This is a genomic window from Halioglobus sp. HI00S01, assembly GCF_001635445.1.
GTDB lineage: Bacteria > Pseudomonadota > Gammaproteobacteria > Pseudomonadales > Halieaceae > Halioglobus > Halioglobus japonicus.
The window spans coordinates 165,959-181,874 of record NZ_LWEE01000265.1 but is presented as its reverse complement, the minus strand read 5'-3'; the positions used below and the strand labels follow the sequence as shown (position 1 = coordinate 181,874).

The following is a 15,916-nucleotide window of genomic DNA, read 5'->3' as shown; positions in this document are numbered from 1 at the left end:
ACATTGACGGCGAGACTAACGATCATTAGTTTATAACAAACCCAAGTATCCGTAGCAGGCCCTGACATGTCTCTGTACGAACCGATTGAATCCAACGACTCACGCCGCCACCTGCAATTGCGCAGCCCGGTGACCCTCGAGCCCACCGGCGAACTGGTGTGCGCCAATAGTGAAGATGTCGCCGCGGCCATCCAGAAGGCCCGCGCCGCACAGCCGGCATGGGCAGCAACCAGCATGAAGGCACGCGCAGCTATCGTCGAAAAGGCGCTGCAGATTCTTCTGGAGCGCCAGGACGAAGTCATCGACACTGTGGTCAGCGAAACCGGCAAGGCGCGCACCGATGCGATGAGCATGGAAGTTTTTTCCGTGGCCGACCAGCTCTGCTACTACGCCAAGAACGCCGAGAAATTCCTTGCCCCCCGCAAGCGCAAGGCCCACGGCCTGATAGGCATCATGAAACAACTCCGCATCGTCTATAAACCGCTGGGTGTCGTGGGCCTGATCACGCCCTGGAATGGACCGTTTGTACTGGTAATGAACCAGGCAGCGCAGGCGATCCTGGCGGGTAATACCGTGGTAGCCAAGGGCTCAGAAGTCACCCCCTATTCTGCAAAACTTGCTGAGGATATCTTCCGCCAGGCAGGCCTGCCTGATGGCGTATTGCAGGTACTGCTGGGCGATGGGGAAACCGGTGCTGCCATTGTTCGCGGTGGCGTCGACAAAGTTTCCTTTACCGGCAGCGTCGCCACCGGCAAGAAAGTGGCCGTGGCCTGCGCCGAACAGTTGATTCCCGTATCCCTGGAACTGGGCGGTAACGACGCCATGATTGTCTGCGCTGACGCGGACCTTGATCGTGCCGCCGACGGTGCGTGGGTGGGCTCATGCATGAACACTGGCCACTACTGCTGCGGTACCGAGCGCATCTATGTCGTTAAAGAAGTCTACGACGAGTTCCTGCAAAAGGTCCTGGAGAGAGGCAAAGGCCTGCGTCAGGGCAGCGAGCATGGCTGGAATGAAGACGTCGGCGCTGTGTTCTGGGATCGGCAAATGGCTATCATCGAAGCCCACGTCGAAGACGCCCGGGCCAAGGGCGCCAACATTCTCATGGGCGGCAAGCGCAATCCGGATCTTCCCGGCCTATACTACGAACCCACGGTGATCACAGAGGTCGACAACAGCATGGATATCATGCTGCTGGAGACCTTTGGTCCGATTCTCTGCATCCAGAAAGTCGACACTGAAGAGGAAGCTCTGCGCCTGGCCAATGATTCCGAATTCGGCCTCAACGGCAATGTCTGGACCCAGGACAAAGACAAGGGCTATCGCCTCGCCGCAGCCATCGACACCGGCGCCTGCTCGGTGAACGATATGGCCGTCAGCTACGGCATTCCCGCCGCCCCCTTTGGCGGTAAGAAGAATTCTGGCCTGGGCCAGGTCAACGGCAAGAAAGGCCTGCGCGGTTACACCCATGAAATGCCGATTGTCATCGACCGCTTCGGCGGCAAGATGCAAAACGGCTACCCCTACAGCGCTGACAGTGCCGAAGGCATGAAAAAGCTCATGAATTTCCTGTGGGTGAAGACGCCTCTGGGACGCTGGATGAGCTAATACCGGTGCGGGTTCAGCGCCTGTGCTAAAACAGGCGCTGATAGCTCAGGGAGAATACGTCGAAATCTTCTTCGGCGTCATTGGCTGAGCCCGCGGCATAGCTGAATTTCAGGACCTGACCGCGGGCCATTGGCCACACCACCGTGGCGCCGTACTTGGAATCCCGCTTCAAATCATCCAGGCGCCGGCCGTCGATTTTGCTGCGCCCGCCGCGATAACCGTTCAAATCCAGCGACGCCCAGAATCCCGGCGAAAAGCGATGCACAAGGTGCGCCTGCACCGTATACACGTCATCCTGCTCGCGGCGCAGGCCGAGAAAGTCGTCGTTATCGCCAAACATCCAGGCACCGGCAGCGACCTCAATCAGCCACTGGCGCTGCAGCGGCAACATATAACCCACCTCGGCGCGCGCCGCCCAGCGGTTTGCGCCCACGTTAACGAGCTGGTCGTTGTCATAGTTACCGGTTGGCGCCACCACCTTGAGGCTAGCGCCAACAATGGGTGACGGGGCTTCGCGCATCGCGGCGAACTCTTCCCGGGACTTGGTCGGCGCCCCCAGCAGATTTATCGAGAACGTGGCGGAGATATCGCCCACGCCCTTGTAATCCTGCTCCAGCAGGCCCATCTCCTCGTGCTCAACCCGGGTATTGCCATCGGAATAAGGTAGCTCGACGATAAAGTTCGCGGAGCGGCCAAACAGGGAAATCGTGCGCAGGTAGTCGAGATAGCCCGTAGTAATACGGGAGTCCACCCCCGTCAGGGGCAGTGAGGGATCGGGGACCGTATCGCCCGAGTGGTGCAGCACCCCCATGGTCAACACCTGTGTGCCCTTGGGCGCGGGCCAGTAGGCACGAGGCGTGAGCTCCTGAGCCAGACTCACACCACTTGCCAGTGACAGAATCGCAGCAAGAAAGCTTCTCATACCACTATTATGGTCGCCCCTCCGGCACAGGGCAATTTCAGAGGCACCCTAACTTTGGCGACTCTCCAGCAGGCGCCGCAGGCCCTGTATTTCGTCGCGCAGTTCAGCCAGGGTAGGTTCACCGGCGGCCAGCGCCTCTTCCCGGGCCTGAGCCTGGTGCTCTTCCTCCAGTACGTTCACCACGATACCGATGATCATATTCAGGAAAGCGAAGGCCGAGAGGAAAATGAAGCTCAGGTAGAACGACCAACTGAGCGGATAAATCGCCATGGTTTCATACATGACATCAGTCCAGTCCTCAAACGTCATAATCCGGAACAGGGTGAGCATACTGATGGAAATATCGCCCCAGAGTTCGGGGTTAATGGCGGCAAAGAATGTGCTGCCCAAGGCCGCGTAGATGTAGAAAATAATAAACATCATCAGCATGACATAGCCCAGCTGTGGCAGGGCCTTGAGCAGTGAATTCAACAGGGTACGCAGTTCGGGAATAATCGATACCATGCGCAACACCCGGAAAATCCTCACCAGCCGGCCGATCAGGGCGAGTTCGGAATCTTCAATGGGTATCAGGCTGACCGCCACAATCAGCGTATCAAATACGTTCCAGCCACTACGAAAAAATTGCCGCCGATCACTCTCCCCCAGAAAACGGACGACAATTTCGACGGCGAAAAACAGCGTAATCCCCCAGTCCATGATGACGATGGCCTGGTTCGCCAGCGGTGGTAGCGGATAGGTCTTCACTCCGATCACCAGGGCCGAGATCAGGATGACGCTAATAACCAGGAGTTCAAACAATTTATTACTGCGCAGGCGTTCAAACTTAGCCTGCCAGACATCGGTCCGGGCACTCATTTCAGGGATTAACTCTCACAGGAAGGACAACAACAGCTAGCGCCCATTCTAATAAATTTACCCCGTCACTGCACCGACACATTTTCGTAGCAATATCGTCACTGAATAGACACGCCGCTGCAAAATTCGCGCTCTAGGCTGGCCTGATCAATTGTTCACATCAGGAAACAAAAGGAAAGACCGCATGACCTTCGCCAAACAAACCCTCGCCACCGCCATTGGCTACGCTGCCCTTGTTGCCTCGGCTCACTCAGCGCCCTTTGTAGTAACCAGTGCAGCCGACAGCGGCCCCGGTTCACTACGCACCGCCCTGGCCAATGGCGCAACGCACATTACGATCGCCGAAGGCGTGGGGGATATCGGTATCAGCGACACACTGGTTTATGAACACAGCGATGCCCTCACTATCGTGGGTAATGGCCAGACGATTTCCGGCGGTGGTGCAGGCAACACGCTGCTGGAAATTACCCAGGGAGCGAACTTAAAAATTTCCAATCTCAGCTTTGAAGACCAACCTGCAGGCGGCTGGCAAATCATGCAGGGCGGCGGCAACGGCATTCTTGTGAGTGTTCCCGTGACCCGCCAGGGTATGGTGGAACTGACGCTGAATAATGTCAGCGTCAGTCATACAGGCGACCATGGCGTTCACGTCTTCGATTGCGACCTCGCAGACTGTGGTGCCGGCAGTGGCGGCGGCGGCAATGGCTCGCCCGCGTCGGTCAGTGTCACCCTGTCTCGCGTCCATGTCGATTCGGTCGGTACCGGCCAGTTCGACGCGGACGGTGTCCGGGTGGACGAACGCGGCGACGGCAGTATTTTCTTCCGGGCACGCCATTCCATTTTCGAAAATGTTGGCGCAGATGGCATCGAACTGGATGAAGGCGACGATGGCGATGTCAGCATTGCGGCACAGTGGCTAACTCTCAAGGCCAACGGTCATTACTGCGCAGCGATTACCGACCTGGAAAACCCCGAAGACCCGACTTGTGTTGAGGACGATGATGGCGAACTCGTGCTGGACCTCGACGACGGGTTTGACATTGATGAAGCGGGGCCAGGCTCTATTGTGGGCCAGATTGGCAACAGCGCACTGAGCTTTAATATGGACGAAGGCCTGGACTTCGATGAAGAAGGCCCGGGTGGCTTTGACATTAAGGTGCAACGGGTTGCAGCTTTCGGCAACGCAGATGAAGGCATAAAAATGAGTGAGGCTGACGAGGGAGATCTCGTCGCCTACCTGCGCCGGGTCGTTATTGTGGATAGCAACGATGACGGTGCGCAACTCGAGGAAGAGGGCCCGGGTACGCTGGGTATCACCATATTAGGATCGCTCTCAACCGAGAACAAGAAGGAAGATTTCAAGGTCACACAGGAGTCGGTGGACGGCGACAGTGATGGAGTACTTGAACTGCGCAACACTATCTTTGACAGCCTGGAGCTGGAGGCCGTCGAGAAACTGTAATGCCCCGGGGGACCGGGCTAGACTGCTATCAATAACAACAAGCAGGAAGCCCGGATGTCTTTCGTCAACGTAGAGTACCCCCACGACGGGGTCTGCCAGATCACCCTCAACCGGCCCGAGCGCATGAACGCCATGGCATTTGATGTCATGGTACCGTTTCGTGAGGCGCTTGAAGCGGCGAGCTTCAACAACGATTTTCGGGTGGTCATTGTGACCGGCGCCGGTGAAGGATTCTGCGCCGGGGCAGATCTGGAAGACCCGGGTTGGCTGGATATTTTCAATGGCCTGACGGTACCGGGCATCGCAAGGCGCGCCATGAAGATTCTCGAGGACGTGGTGCGCACTCTGCAGGATATGCACCAGCCTGTTATCGGCGCCATTAACGGCGCGGCCATCGGCGGTGGNTTTTGCCTCGCCATGGCCACTGATATCCGCATTGCGTCGCATAATGCTTACTTCCGCCCCGCGGGCATTAACAATGGCCTGACCTCCGCAGAGCTGGGCCTGAGTTACCTGCTGCCCCGCGCTATCGGCACCAGCCGCGCCTTCGACATCATGCTGACTGGCCGCGATGTAGACGCCGCAGAGGCCGCAGCCATCGGCCTGGTCTCACGCACGGTAGACCACGAGGCACTCCTTGAAGAATGCTATACCATCGCCGAGCGCATCTGTGGTTTCAGCCGACTGGGCGTGGAAATCAGCAAGCAAATGCTGTGGGCAGGTATGGACGCCGGCAGCCTGCATACCCACATGAACCACGAGAGCCACGCCCAATTGTTTGTACGGATGACCACCGAAAACTTCGAGGAGGCTATCCGCGCACGCAAGCAGGGTCGCAGCCCGGAATTCAAAGACTAGAGGCACAACGCAGGCATTCAGGCCCGGCAATTCGGGGGGCTATTGCGCGCGGCGCATTTACTGTACGATGGTACAGATATAACGATAACACCGAGTTCGATAGGTTACCCAGTGGTAGAAACCCTCACCAGACCCCTGCGCCGGAGCCATGCTCAGAAGCGCGAAGAAACCCGTGGCAAAATTCTCCAGGCAGCCCTGGACATCATCGTCGAGGAAGGCATGCGCAGTGTACGTAATCGTGCCATTGCCAAACGTGCCGGCGTATCCCTTGGCAGTACCACGTACCATTTCAGCAGTATCGAAGACCTGATCATCAGCGCCTTCCAAACCTGGAGTCAGCGCACCCAGATCGGGAGTAACCCTTTTTACCAGGAGACCAGCGAGCTGCTGGCGCCTTTTGGCGAAGGTTCGGTACCGCCAAAGCAGCGTGCCAGTGCCGCCGCATTTATCTTCGAAATTGCCGTGGACTATGTGTTGGACCAACTGACCCGCGGTCGCCAGGACCGGCTGCTGGAGTTGGCGTTCTACCATGAATCTGTGCGCTACCCGGCGTTGCGCGCCATGCTCCATCAAGAGTGGCAGGCGCAACTGAATATACTCGCCAGCATCCACAACGCCATGGGTTCCAATGATCCAGATACCGATGCCATGCTCACCGCAGCGGTTTTCCGCCACCTGGAGAGCACACTTACCCTCGCCGGCAATGAACAGCCCAACAAGCAGTTGATCGACGTCACCCTCAGGCGTCACCTGGCTCAGTGCTTTGATATCGCCATACCCGGTTAGGCCCCACATACATGACACAGTTTGTTGCGTACCTGAGGAATCATCATCTACAGAAGCACGCGTAATAACGCTTAGAACAGCCGCCCACTGCTAGACTGGCTAGATTATCTGTTTGGAACGATCCGGCCATGCCTCTCGCCCTACGCACACAGGATATTGCGCTTTCCAGTTACGATCGCGACTGCCTAGATGGTCGCTGGGGAAGCGCAACGGCAAGGGCCATGCAGTTCGTGGTGCAAACCGCCAAAGCGCTTCAGGCAAGGCGCCTTATCGACGTTAACCACTGTCACCTGGTCGGCCCCTACTACAGCGGCGAGGCTGACCTGACATTCTTGCGGCGGCTCGTTGAAGACGGCGCCCGGGTCAGAGTCCCCACAACACTCAATGCCAGCTCCGCCTGCCTCGCTCACGACTCGCCCAGCCCACCCTGTGACCGCGACGCAGCGGCGAGTGTGGTTGAACTTTATCGGGCCATGGGCTGCGATGCGCAACTCACCTGTGCGCCCTACCAACTACCGGGTCGACCAATGCTAGGCGACACACTGGCCTGGGCGGAATCCAACGCCGTAGTATTCGCCAATTCGGTGCTGGGTGCGCGCACCAACAAGACCGTGCAGTACCTCGATCTCTGCGCGGCACTGACCGGGCGCATACCCGAGTACGGCCTCTACCTGGACGACATGCGTCAACCTACCTGCATTATCGACTGCAGTGCGCTCCCGAATGAAACCTGGCGTACACCGCTAGCGGGAGAACTCATCGGTTTATGGCTGGGCCAGCACTTTGATACCGAGGTGCCGCTGTTGCGGGGGCTAAGCATTAAGCCAAGCGAGGACTACCTGCGCGGGCTGGGTGCCGCTGCCGCAAGCGCGGGGGCCATTTCCCTGTTTCACGTTGCCGGCGTTACACCCGAGGCGGACCAATACCCGGTGTCGCACCTGCACAGCGTGCAGCTGACGACTGAACAGTTGCACACCACAGCGGCGCCCTATCAGGGTACGCCCACGCAAACGGTGAATGCGGTTTGCCTGGGCACACCACACTATTCCCTGGACCAGCTCCGCGCCCTGACAAAGCGCATGATCGCAACGGATACCAGGGCGACCATTCCTGTATTTGTTACCACCTCGCGTTACAACCGCGATCAGTTACACAGTGAGTTATTGGCCGGTGAGCTGGCAACGCGCGGCGTAACCCTGGTGGTCGATGCCTGCAGTTACTATCGCGGTGTGATTCCCAACCCGCAAGGGACAGTTCTGACCGATTCCGCCAAGTGGGCTTACTACGGCTCAGGCAACCTGAATATCGCCACGGTTCTGGGTGACCTGAATGACTGCCTGGCCACGGCCAGCAGCGGACACCTACAACGCCTGGGGGACAGCCCATGGCTTTAGGTATTGCATTGGACATGTTAGTCGATGGCAGCGCTGAGGGCAGGCTCATGGTGCTCTCACAGGGACTGAGCTTCTGGGGCGGGCTAGAACCGGCGTCAGGCATGATCGTCGATAACCAACACCCACAGCGTGGCGCCTGTGTGGGTTCGCGCATTCTGGTGCTACCCGCGCCGCGCGGCAGTACTGCGGCTCCCGGCGCACTGCTGGAATGTCTCGCTGCCGGAAGGGGCCCCGCCGCCATTGTGCTCGCCTACAGCGACCCCACCGCCGTTGCCGCCGTGCTCGCGGCCAGCATGATCGATCTGCCGGCGATTCCCGTGGCGCTGATTGCGAACACCGATGTGCTCGCACAACTTCCCGATGGCCAACAAGCCCTGGTGAGCCAGGGTCAGCTCATGCTCCGCTAAGCGGGATGATCCTGATGCAGTTGCACCATCAGGGAGCGCGCCATCATGTATCCCACTGCCAGTAACGGCACCGACACTACAATGGTGGTGGAGAGAATCACCTTGAGCCCGCCATCGACAAACATCAGTGTTATGGGGAGCACACCCAGGGCGCAGGCCCAGAACATCCGCAAGCCACGCGCGGGGTTTTCGCCCGCGTGCAGTTCCATGGTGGACACGGACGCCAACGTATAGGACGCCGAGTCATAAGTAGTGGCCAGAAACACCACCGCCACGACAACAAAAACGGCCAGGGCCAGGGTGCCCAGCGGCAGACTGCTGAATACCGCAACAATGGCCACTGCAGCGCTTTCCTCACTCATCAATGTGGTGACCGGCACCAGATTGTTCAGGTCCAGATGCATGGCGTAGTTGCCGAATACGATAAAGAACAGCCAGGCCCCTGCACTACCGAACGCGAGCATGCCACCAATGACTTCGCGAATTGTGCGGCCGTAGGAAATACGCGTCACAAAGATACCCACGAAAGGTGCGTAGGCAATCCACCATGCCCAGTAGAATATGGTCCAGTCTTCGACAAAGCGGGTGTTCTCTACCGGGTCGGTCCAGGTCGCCATGCGCACGAAGTTCTGCACCATCAGACCGATACCGTTCGTACCCATCTTGAGAATGAACAGCGTCGGCCCCACCGCCAGTACAAAAAACAACAGTGTCATCGCCAGCCAGAAATTGAAATCTGACAGCTTCTTGATGCCTCGCTCGAGGCCCAGATAAGCACTGGTACCGAACACGCCAATACAAAGCACAACAACAAGCGCTTCAAGCACGAAGTCATGGGAGACACCCAGCAATTCAGCCAAACTGGCGGCGATCATCGGCGAGGACAAACCCAGCGACGTACCCGTGCCACCAATCAGGTTAATCATGAAGAAGAAGTCGAGCAGGCGGCCGCGTTTACTGGTCACGCCCCCCGGCAGAAAATGCAGGCAACCGGTGGACAACCGCAGGTAGGGAATTTTGCGCACGTAAAAAGGATACGCAATGGCCAATGCCGGCAGGCAATAAAAACCCCAGGCGCTGAAGCCCCAGTGAAACAAGCCATAACTCGCCGCCCACTCTACGGCCTCAGAACTGCGCGCCTCAACACCAAAGGGCGGCGTATCAATATAATACCCCCACTCAATGACCGCCCAGTAGAGTAAACCGGCGCCAATACCAGTACTGAAGAGCATGGCCACCCAGCTGAGGGTACTGAACTCGGGCCGACTATCCGCCTCGCCGAGGCGAACTTTGCCAAAGCGCCCGAAGGCGAGATAAAGCAGAAATACCAGTACCGCGACCCCGTACCACTGATACAGAAAGCCCAGGTTCTGGGTGAGGCTGTCATACGCTGCCTGAATCAATACGCCAGCCTGTTGCGGCGCGACCCACATGGGCACCACCAGTATGGCGATCGTGAACAGCGTTGCCCCGAAGGCCCAGCGGTCGATACTTCCCTTGCTTGCGTCTGTCATGCGCCCTCCGCGGCGTCTTTTTCTTTCAGTATGCCGCAAAGTGACGCACTGGGGTGGGCTATTGCCGAGATTTGGGTATCAAGCTGCATGACCTGCCCTGCAATGGGCTTGAACGCAGGCCATGAGGGCTTGTCATCGCCGTTGGGATTCCCGCTGCGAGCGAAGTTCATCCAGTAGTCCATCATGGCGCTGGTCAGCGCGCGATCTTGCGCCGCCGTCGGCAGCCAGCTGTCGTGCGTATTAAATACATAGGGCAACTCGGCGCCGTGATAAGCGCCCATACCCTCGGCCTTGTGCCCCGGCCGTACCCGCGAGAAATAGTAAACCCAGGTATTGGCACCGACCTCTGCCAATCCCTCTGCGAGGTCCATAGAAGGACACACATAAACACCGGCGGTAATCAGCCGGTCGAGAGCCTGCGCCTCATCTAACCCCTCGACGGCAGCGCGAGCGCGATCGTGCAATGGCTCGGGCAGGTTTTGCTGCAGCCAGTTATCGAGCGTCTCGTCCGCTGACAGATAGATTTTCCATTCATCCGCGTTGCTGCCAATGAGCAGGTCAATGGCCGGTAACTTGTCCGCAGCCAGTTGATCGGATAACGGCAGTGGCACGACCGTATCACCGGCCACAGGATCGAAACCGCTGTCGGCGTAAACCGCTTTCGCCAGCGTGTCCAGCTGCGACGCCGGCAGCGCACGCAGCCCCGCCAGATCCTCGACATTGGCCGCCTGCTGTAATGCAAGCCCCTGCTGCTGACCGGTCTCCAGACTGGGCAGTTCGCGGATGGCCCAACCAGCGCTCTGGTGTATCAGCCGCTGAAACAACAAGTTCGCCTCAGGCATCACCAGCAACATAGAGATATTCGACGCACCTGCCGATTCACCCATTACCGTGACCCGCTCACTGTCAGCGCCAAGCTCGGGTGCCCAGGTGCGCACCCAGCGTAGGGCTGCCACAATATCCTGCAGGCCGAAGTTGCTATTCGCCAGCTCCGGGTGGGCAAAGAAACCAAAGGGCCCCAAACGGTAGGCAACCGTAATGACAACAGCACCGCGGGACGCCAACTCATGGCCGAAATAGTTGGGCTCGTAAGACCAGCCGCCGGCGTTGCTGCCGCCGTGCACATATACAATCACCGGCAGCGTCTCGTCGCCGCGCTCGGCGGGCCGCCATACGTTCAGGTAGAGGCAATCCTCACTTACCGCCGGTGCCATTACCTCGTCGGGGTTGCCACCAAAACCCTCAACCACACCGCGATACCAATTGGTAATGTGATCGCCCTGGAAACAAGCAGGCGCAAAGGCATCCGCCGCTAGCTTGCCGGCGGGGTATTCAGGAGGACGGGGAGATTGCCAGCGCAGTTCACCTACCGGTGGCTGGGCGAAAGGCAGCCCGAGAAACGCATCTACCGCACCCTGTTGCGCACTAACGCCCTGAAACCGGGCTTCGCCCAGCACCAGTTCCGGTACAGGTGCAGCCACTACTGGCGATGCCAGTCCACCTAACAACGCCAGCAATGACAGACATTTACGCATCAGTCGTTGATGCGTACCACGACACAACCGCCGAAGCCTCCCTGCTCGATCAACTCGTGGGAGCGCGCCATCTCAGCGAACGGCACACTGTGCGCGATGCGGTGCTGGAGACGACCGGCGGCCAGGGCCTCAAAGGTATCGCGAATGGCATCCTCTTTTGCCTGCTCGGGCATGGCGTACACAATCACCATGCGCAGCGTCAGGTCCATAAACATCATGTCGCGGAACGGTAGACTGGGTTCGGGCACCACGGTAGATGAATAAGTCGCAATAGTTGCACCAATGCGCACACATTTAAGCACTTCGGGCAGGTTAACACCGAACTCGACTTCAACCACGCGGTCGACCTTCTCGCCGCCATTGGCAGCGACCACCTGCTCGCCCCAGTTTTCTTCGCGGTGGTTGACCACCTCGCTGGCACCCATGTCACGACACAGGGCCGCATCGGCATCGTTACTGGCTGTGGCGATTACCCGGGCACCCGCATGGGCAGCCCATTGAATGGCGTAATAGCCAACACGCCCGGCGCCACCGGTCACGAGAATGGTCTGTCCATTCACGTCACCGTCGGCAAACACACAGCGGTGCGCTGTCATCATCGGAATACCGATACACGCTCCCACCTCAAACGACGCCTCGTCGGGAAGCTTCGGTGCCAGGGCAGCATCCAGTGCAACATACTCTGCAGCTGTGCCCAGACGTCGGCCGTACTGCGCCTGGTAGACAAATACGCGCTCACCGATCCGGCTTGCGTCTACGCCTTCGCCCACGGCTTCGATTACCCCGGCACCATCGCTGTGGGGAATCACCAGCCCACCATCGAGCAGATTGGGAAACGCGCCAGCGCGCTTCTTGACGTCGGATGGGTTGACCCCCGTGGTGTGCAAACGCACCAAAACCTCGCCGGGGGCGGGTTGCGGGGTGGGTTGTTCGCCCAGGATCAATGCATCCTGCGCCGAGCCAAAGCTTTCAAACCAGGCTGCTTTCATAGTGGTAACTCCTTACAGAAATCGGTTTAGTCCAACCAGTTGGAAAGACCTTCAGTATGACCATCAATACCCATAGCCTGGCCGGAGATGGAGTGGCCGGCCGATGAGCAGAGGAAGCGCACGGTTTCGGCAATATCGCTGGCCTCCACAAACAGGCGCATTGAACTCTGGCGCTGATAAACGTCGCGGATCTCGTCGGGACTGACACCGCGCTCGGCGGCGTCTTTGTTGATGACATTTTCAATGCGCGGGCCGTTAACGCTGCCAGGGCACAGGGCGTTGACGTTAACACCGTCCGGGCCAAGTTCCATAGCCCAGGTTTTCGTCAGGCCGATCAGGCCCCATTTTGCTGCGCTATAGGCCGAGCGCAGCGGGAAGCCAAACAAAGCTGCGTTGGAGGCCATGTTCACAATGCTGCCGCGGCTTTGTTTAAGCAGCGGAACCGCGAGGCGGGTCACGTAAAAGGCGCTGTTCAAATCCACGGCGATGGTGCGATCCCAATCCTCAGGGGCGATATCCTCGACCGCCGCGGTGGGGCCGGCAATGCCCACGTTGTTCACCAGTATGTCCAGGCGATCGTAGTGCTGCCTGATATCCGCAAACAAGCCCTCTACCTGGCTAGCATCCGCCACATCACAACAGCTGGTGGTCACATCGGCCAGCTCTTCACGGCAAGCGGCGAGCGCTGCCTCATCAAGATCGCAAACATGAACACTGGCGCCATCAGCCAGCAGGCACTCGGCGATTGCACGCCCGATACCGGACGCACCGGCTGTCACCAGGGCTACTCGCTTTTCACTCATTCTTATATTCTTCCTCTGGCCGAAACCCGGCTCTGATAGTGCGCCCATGCTCGCAGCCGACCCGCCGCCGGGCAAATGAATATATTCCATGCATACATGAATTATACTCATCATTTTTTCATCAGAAAGCTATCGTGTATGCTATCGGCAACGAACTACACCCTAAAAAATCTAATTTGAGAGTGTTATGTCAGGATTCCAGCAGCGACGCAAATTACCGCCCCTGAATGCGCTGCGCGCGTTCGAAGCCGCCGCCCGACACCAGAGTTTCAAGGAGGCCGCAGAGGAATTGGCGGTATCCCAATCTGCGGTTAGCCACCAGATCAAAGCCCTGGAAGAATACCTGTCGACGTCACTGTTTACCCGGCGTACCCGGGCGGTGGAACTCACCCGCAAAGGCAAGCTGCTCTATCCTATTCTGCGCAATGCCTTCGACAGCATCTGGGAAGGCACCCAGATGCTGCTGGAAGAAACCTCAGTGTCAGTGCTAACACTGCATGTGTATTCCACATTTACCATGCGCTGGCTGCTACCGCGCCTGCCGCGCTTTCAGGAAGCGAACCCGAACATTCAGGTCAGGCTCCATACCTCACAGGCCGATGTTAACTTCGCCCAGGAGGATATTGATGCCGCAATCATGGTGGGCCACCCCTCCGACAGTAACCTGCACTACGACTACCTGTTCGACTGCGAACTATTCCCTGTGTGCAGCCCCGGCTATCTGGAGAAACACGGCCCGATCAACGCCCCCCAGGAGCTGGCGAACCATCCGATTCTGCAGGTGTACCCATCAGCGGGTGACTGGCACGTGTGGCTGGAGGGCAATGAGGTAACGGGTGTGGCACCCGATTCAGGCCTGCAACTGGAGAGCTACGATGTGGCCTTATCGAGCGCCGTTCAGGGGATTGGCATTGCTCTGGGACAACAACCCTACCTGGAAGGCGAACTGGAAACCGGCGATCTGGTGGAGCTTTTTCCCGAACTGCGTCTGCCCAATACCAACCGCTGGTATCTCGCCTGCCGCACCGAAAAGCGCGACACCGCCAAACTGGAGGCGCTGCGTCAGTGGCTGATCAGCGAAGTGGAGAGCGACCCCAACCTGCCTCAGCTCTCCAAGGGATAACGTTGTAGCACAGGCCCAAGCGCCTCCTTCAGTGGATCCAGCCATTCCTCAAAAGGCCTCCAGCGATCCATGCCGCTGCGATTGATTGGCTGACGCACCTGCTCGGAACTCGCGGTGCGCACGGTGCGGGTGTTGTCATGGAAATTCAGGCAGGCCTCTTCAAAAGGCAGGCCGCAATAATTGAGTAAGCGACGCACCTGGTTTTCGGTATCCGCGACCATCTCCTCATACTGGACGCGCAGCACCCGCCCGGGGAGCACCGCATCCCAGTGATCCATCAGTTCAACATACTCGCGATAGTACTGACCGATGCGTTGCTGTCCGTAGGTAAATCCCTGACCGGAGGCGAACAGCTGTTTAAAGCCGCTGAAACAGCAATCCATAGGATGGCGACGAGCATCAATGATGCGCGCGTTTGGCAGCACCAGCTGAATCAGACCCACGTGGACAAAATTGTTTGGCATCTTGTCGATAAAATAGGGCGCATCGGTGACGCGCTGCACGGCGGTATTATCGATGTAGCTCTGCCCCATCTGCGCCAGCTGATCAGCACTCGATTCCGCAAGCGCCTCCGGATAACGGGAAGGATCGTCGCGCCGCTGCTTGGCTGCGATTTTGCGCGCCAGGGCCATCATATCTGCCAGTTCCGCCGTACCTTCCACCTGTGAGTGGCTGGCCAAGATCTGCTCGATCAGGGTCGAGCCGGCCCGGGGTAATCCCACCACAAAAATGGGATCAGGCGCCTCACAGCCCTGCCCCTGGTGCGCAGCGAAACGCTCAGGCGTAAAAAACTCACGCAGCCGCAGACATTCATCGTGAAACGCACGACCATCCCAGGGCACATTGCGACCACGCACCTGGTTGCCTTTTACATAGGCGGCCATGGCGGCACGGTAGTCCTTGCGGTCCTCGCGGGCTTTGCCCAGAGAGAACAACAGGTGGTAGTAGTCGCGGAAAGGACACTGCTTGTTCTGCAACAGTGATTCAATGTGTTCAATTTGCGCATCGGTGAAACGGTAGGTTTTGAGATTGGCCAGGCTCCAGTAGGCCTCGCCCACACCGCCATCGAGCTCGATACAACGCTCATAGGCCACGATGCACTCATCAACCCGGCCAACCGCGCGCAGGGCATGCCCATAGCTCAAGTGAGCCTGGCGGTGATCCGGATGAAGCTCAATGATTTTTTCAAACAGCGGAATAGCTTGGTCGTGCTCATTAATTTCCACCAGATTCGCTGCCTTGAGCGTAATCCAGGCAGCGCGATCCGGCTCTTTGGCCAGCAGCTGATCCAGCTGCAAAAGCGCGTCGGCATAGCGATGACGTTTGTACAACGCATTCGCCCAGGCAAATCGAGCCGCGTCGTAATCTGGCGCCAGCTCTACCGCGCGGGCAAGCAGCCGCTCTGCATCGCGCAGTGCACCGAGCGACAGCCCCACTTCACCCAGCATGCGAATGCCGTTCACATCCACGGGATTATCGTGCACATAAGGGCGCAGAATAGCCTCGGCTTTGGCCAGTTCGCCCGCCACGATATGCGCTGTTGCGGCTCGCAATGGCTCTGGCAGGCTTTGTTTATCAGTTTCGATCTTCACTCGGATACTCGCGAACTCAGGTAAGACGCCAGTCTATGGGGGCAGCGCAGAAAAAAAAACCGCCG

The 15,916-nt window shown here is 58.4% G+C and carries 14 protein-coding genes; 7 read left to right on the top strand and 7 right to left on the bottom strand.

What is annotated here, in order from left to right:
* Nucleotides 1-66 precede the first annotated feature (66 nt).
* Nucleotides 67-1,608 carry an aldehyde dehydrogenase family protein gene (locus tag A3709_RS18245; RefSeq protein WP_066057886.1) on the top strand — a complete coding sequence of 514 codons (1,542 nt, stop codon included), beginning with the start codon at nucleotides 67-69 and terminating at the stop codon, nucleotides 1,606-1,608.
* Between the two features lie 25 nt (nucleotides 1,609-1,633).
* Here the strand turns inward: A3709_RS18245 and A3709_RS18240 are convergent, their stop codons facing one another.
* Together A3709_RS18240 and A3709_RS18235 are read right to left on the bottom strand one after the other, a co-directional pair.
* Nucleotides 1,634-2,530 (bottom strand): transporter, encoded by an 897-nt coding sequence (locus tag A3709_RS18240; RefSeq protein WP_082850206.1) that lies wholly within the window; start codon nucleotides 2,528-2,530, stop codon nucleotides 1,634-1,636.
* 48 nt (nucleotides 2,531-2,578) lie between these two features.
* Nucleotides 2,579-3,388 carry an ion transporter gene (locus A3709_RS18235; protein WP_066057883.1) on the bottom strand — a complete coding sequence of 270 codons (810 nt, stop codon included), beginning with the start codon at nucleotides 3,386-3,388 and terminating at the stop codon, nucleotides 2,579-2,581.
* Nucleotides 3,389-3,572: 184 nt separating this feature from the next.
* Here A3709_RS18235 and A3709_RS18230 point away from each other — a divergent pair, with 184 nt between their 5' ends.
* The 5 genes from A3709_RS18230 to A3709_RS18210 all read left to right on the top strand — a co-directional run bounded on the left by A3709_RS18230 (nucleotide 3,573) and on the right by A3709_RS18210 (nucleotide 8,295).
* Nucleotides 3,573-4,850 carry a hypothetical protein gene (locus tag A3709_RS18230; RefSeq protein ID WP_066057880.1) on the top strand — a complete coding sequence of 426 codons (1,278 nt, stop codon included), beginning with the start codon at nucleotides 3,573-3,575 and terminating at the stop codon, nucleotides 4,848-4,850.
* A 54-nt stretch (nucleotides 4,851-4,904) separates the two neighbouring features.
* Nucleotides 4,905-5,708 (top strand): enoyl-CoA hydratase, encoded by an 804-nt coding sequence (locus tag A3709_RS18225; protein WP_066057878.1) that lies wholly within the window; start codon nucleotides 4,905-4,907, stop codon nucleotides 5,706-5,708.
* A gap of 111 nt (nucleotides 5,709-5,819) precedes the next feature.
* Nucleotides 5,820-6,494 carry a TetR/AcrR family transcriptional regulator gene (locus tag A3709_RS18220; protein WP_066057875.1) on the top strand — a complete coding sequence of 225 codons (675 nt, stop codon included), beginning with the start codon at nucleotides 5,820-5,822 and terminating at the stop codon, nucleotides 6,492-6,494.
* 128 nt (nucleotides 6,495-6,622) lie between these two features.
* Nucleotides 6,623-7,888: an aconitase X gene (locus A3709_RS18215; RefSeq protein ID WP_066057872.1), complete on the top strand. Its 1,266-nt coding sequence runs from the start codon at nucleotides 6,623-6,625 to the stop codon at nucleotides 7,886-7,888.
* Entirely contained in the window at nucleotides 7,879-8,295 is a 417-nt protein-coding gene (locus tag A3709_RS18210) for an aconitase X swivel domain-containing protein (RefSeq protein WP_066057869.1), read from the top strand. The genes A3709_RS18215 and A3709_RS18210 overlap by 10 nt, the downstream gene beginning before the upstream one ends.
* Here the strand turns inward: A3709_RS18210 and A3709_RS18205 are convergent.
* From A3709_RS18205 to A3709_RS18190, 4 genes are read right to left on the bottom strand one after another with little or no spacing between them, the layout of a single operon-like run.
* Nucleotides 8,292-9,809 carry a BCCT family transporter gene (locus tag A3709_RS18205; protein ID WP_066057866.1) on the bottom strand — a complete coding sequence of 506 codons (1,518 nt, stop codon included), beginning with the start codon at nucleotides 9,807-9,809 and terminating at the stop codon, nucleotides 8,292-8,294. The two genes, A3709_RS18210 and A3709_RS18205, sit on opposite strands and share 4 nt — an antisense overlap.
* The gene (locus A3709_RS18200; protein WP_066057864.1) at nucleotides 9,806-11,344 is read right to left on the bottom strand and encodes a carboxylesterase/lipase family protein; all 1,539 of its coding nucleotides are present in this window, start codon (nucleotides 11,342-11,344) and stop codon (nucleotides 9,806-9,808) included. Before A3709_RS18200 ends, A3709_RS18205 begins: the two co-directional genes overlap by 4 nt.
* Nucleotides 11,344-12,333 carry an NADPH:quinone reductase gene (locus A3709_RS18195; RefSeq protein ID WP_066057862.1) on the bottom strand — a complete coding sequence of 330 codons (990 nt, stop codon included), beginning with the start codon at nucleotides 12,331-12,333 and terminating at the stop codon, nucleotides 11,344-11,346. Before A3709_RS18195 ends, A3709_RS18200 begins: the two co-directional genes overlap by 1 nt.
* A gap of 26 nt (nucleotides 12,334-12,359) precedes the next feature.
* Nucleotides 12,360-13,136: an SDR family oxidoreductase gene (locus A3709_RS18190; protein ID WP_066057859.1), complete on the bottom strand. Its 777-nt coding sequence runs from the start codon at nucleotides 13,134-13,136 to the stop codon at nucleotides 12,360-12,362.
* 187 nt (nucleotides 13,137-13,323) lie between these two features.
* Here A3709_RS18190 and gcvA point away from each other — a divergent pair, with 187 nt between their 5' ends.
* Nucleotides 13,324-14,259 carry a transcriptional regulator GcvA gene (gcvA, locus tag A3709_RS18185; protein ID WP_066057856.1) on the top strand — a complete coding sequence of 312 codons (936 nt, stop codon included), beginning with the start codon at nucleotides 13,324-13,326 and terminating at the stop codon, nucleotides 14,257-14,259.
* Here the strand turns inward: gcvA and A3709_RS18180 are convergent.
* Nucleotides 14,241-15,851 (bottom strand): sulfotransferase, encoded by a 1,611-nt coding sequence (locus tag A3709_RS18180; RefSeq protein ID WP_231871239.1) that lies wholly within the window; start codon nucleotides 15,849-15,851, stop codon nucleotides 14,241-14,243. The genes gcvA and A3709_RS18180 overlap by 19 nt on opposite strands.
* Nucleotides 15,852-15,916 lie beyond the last annotated feature (65 nt).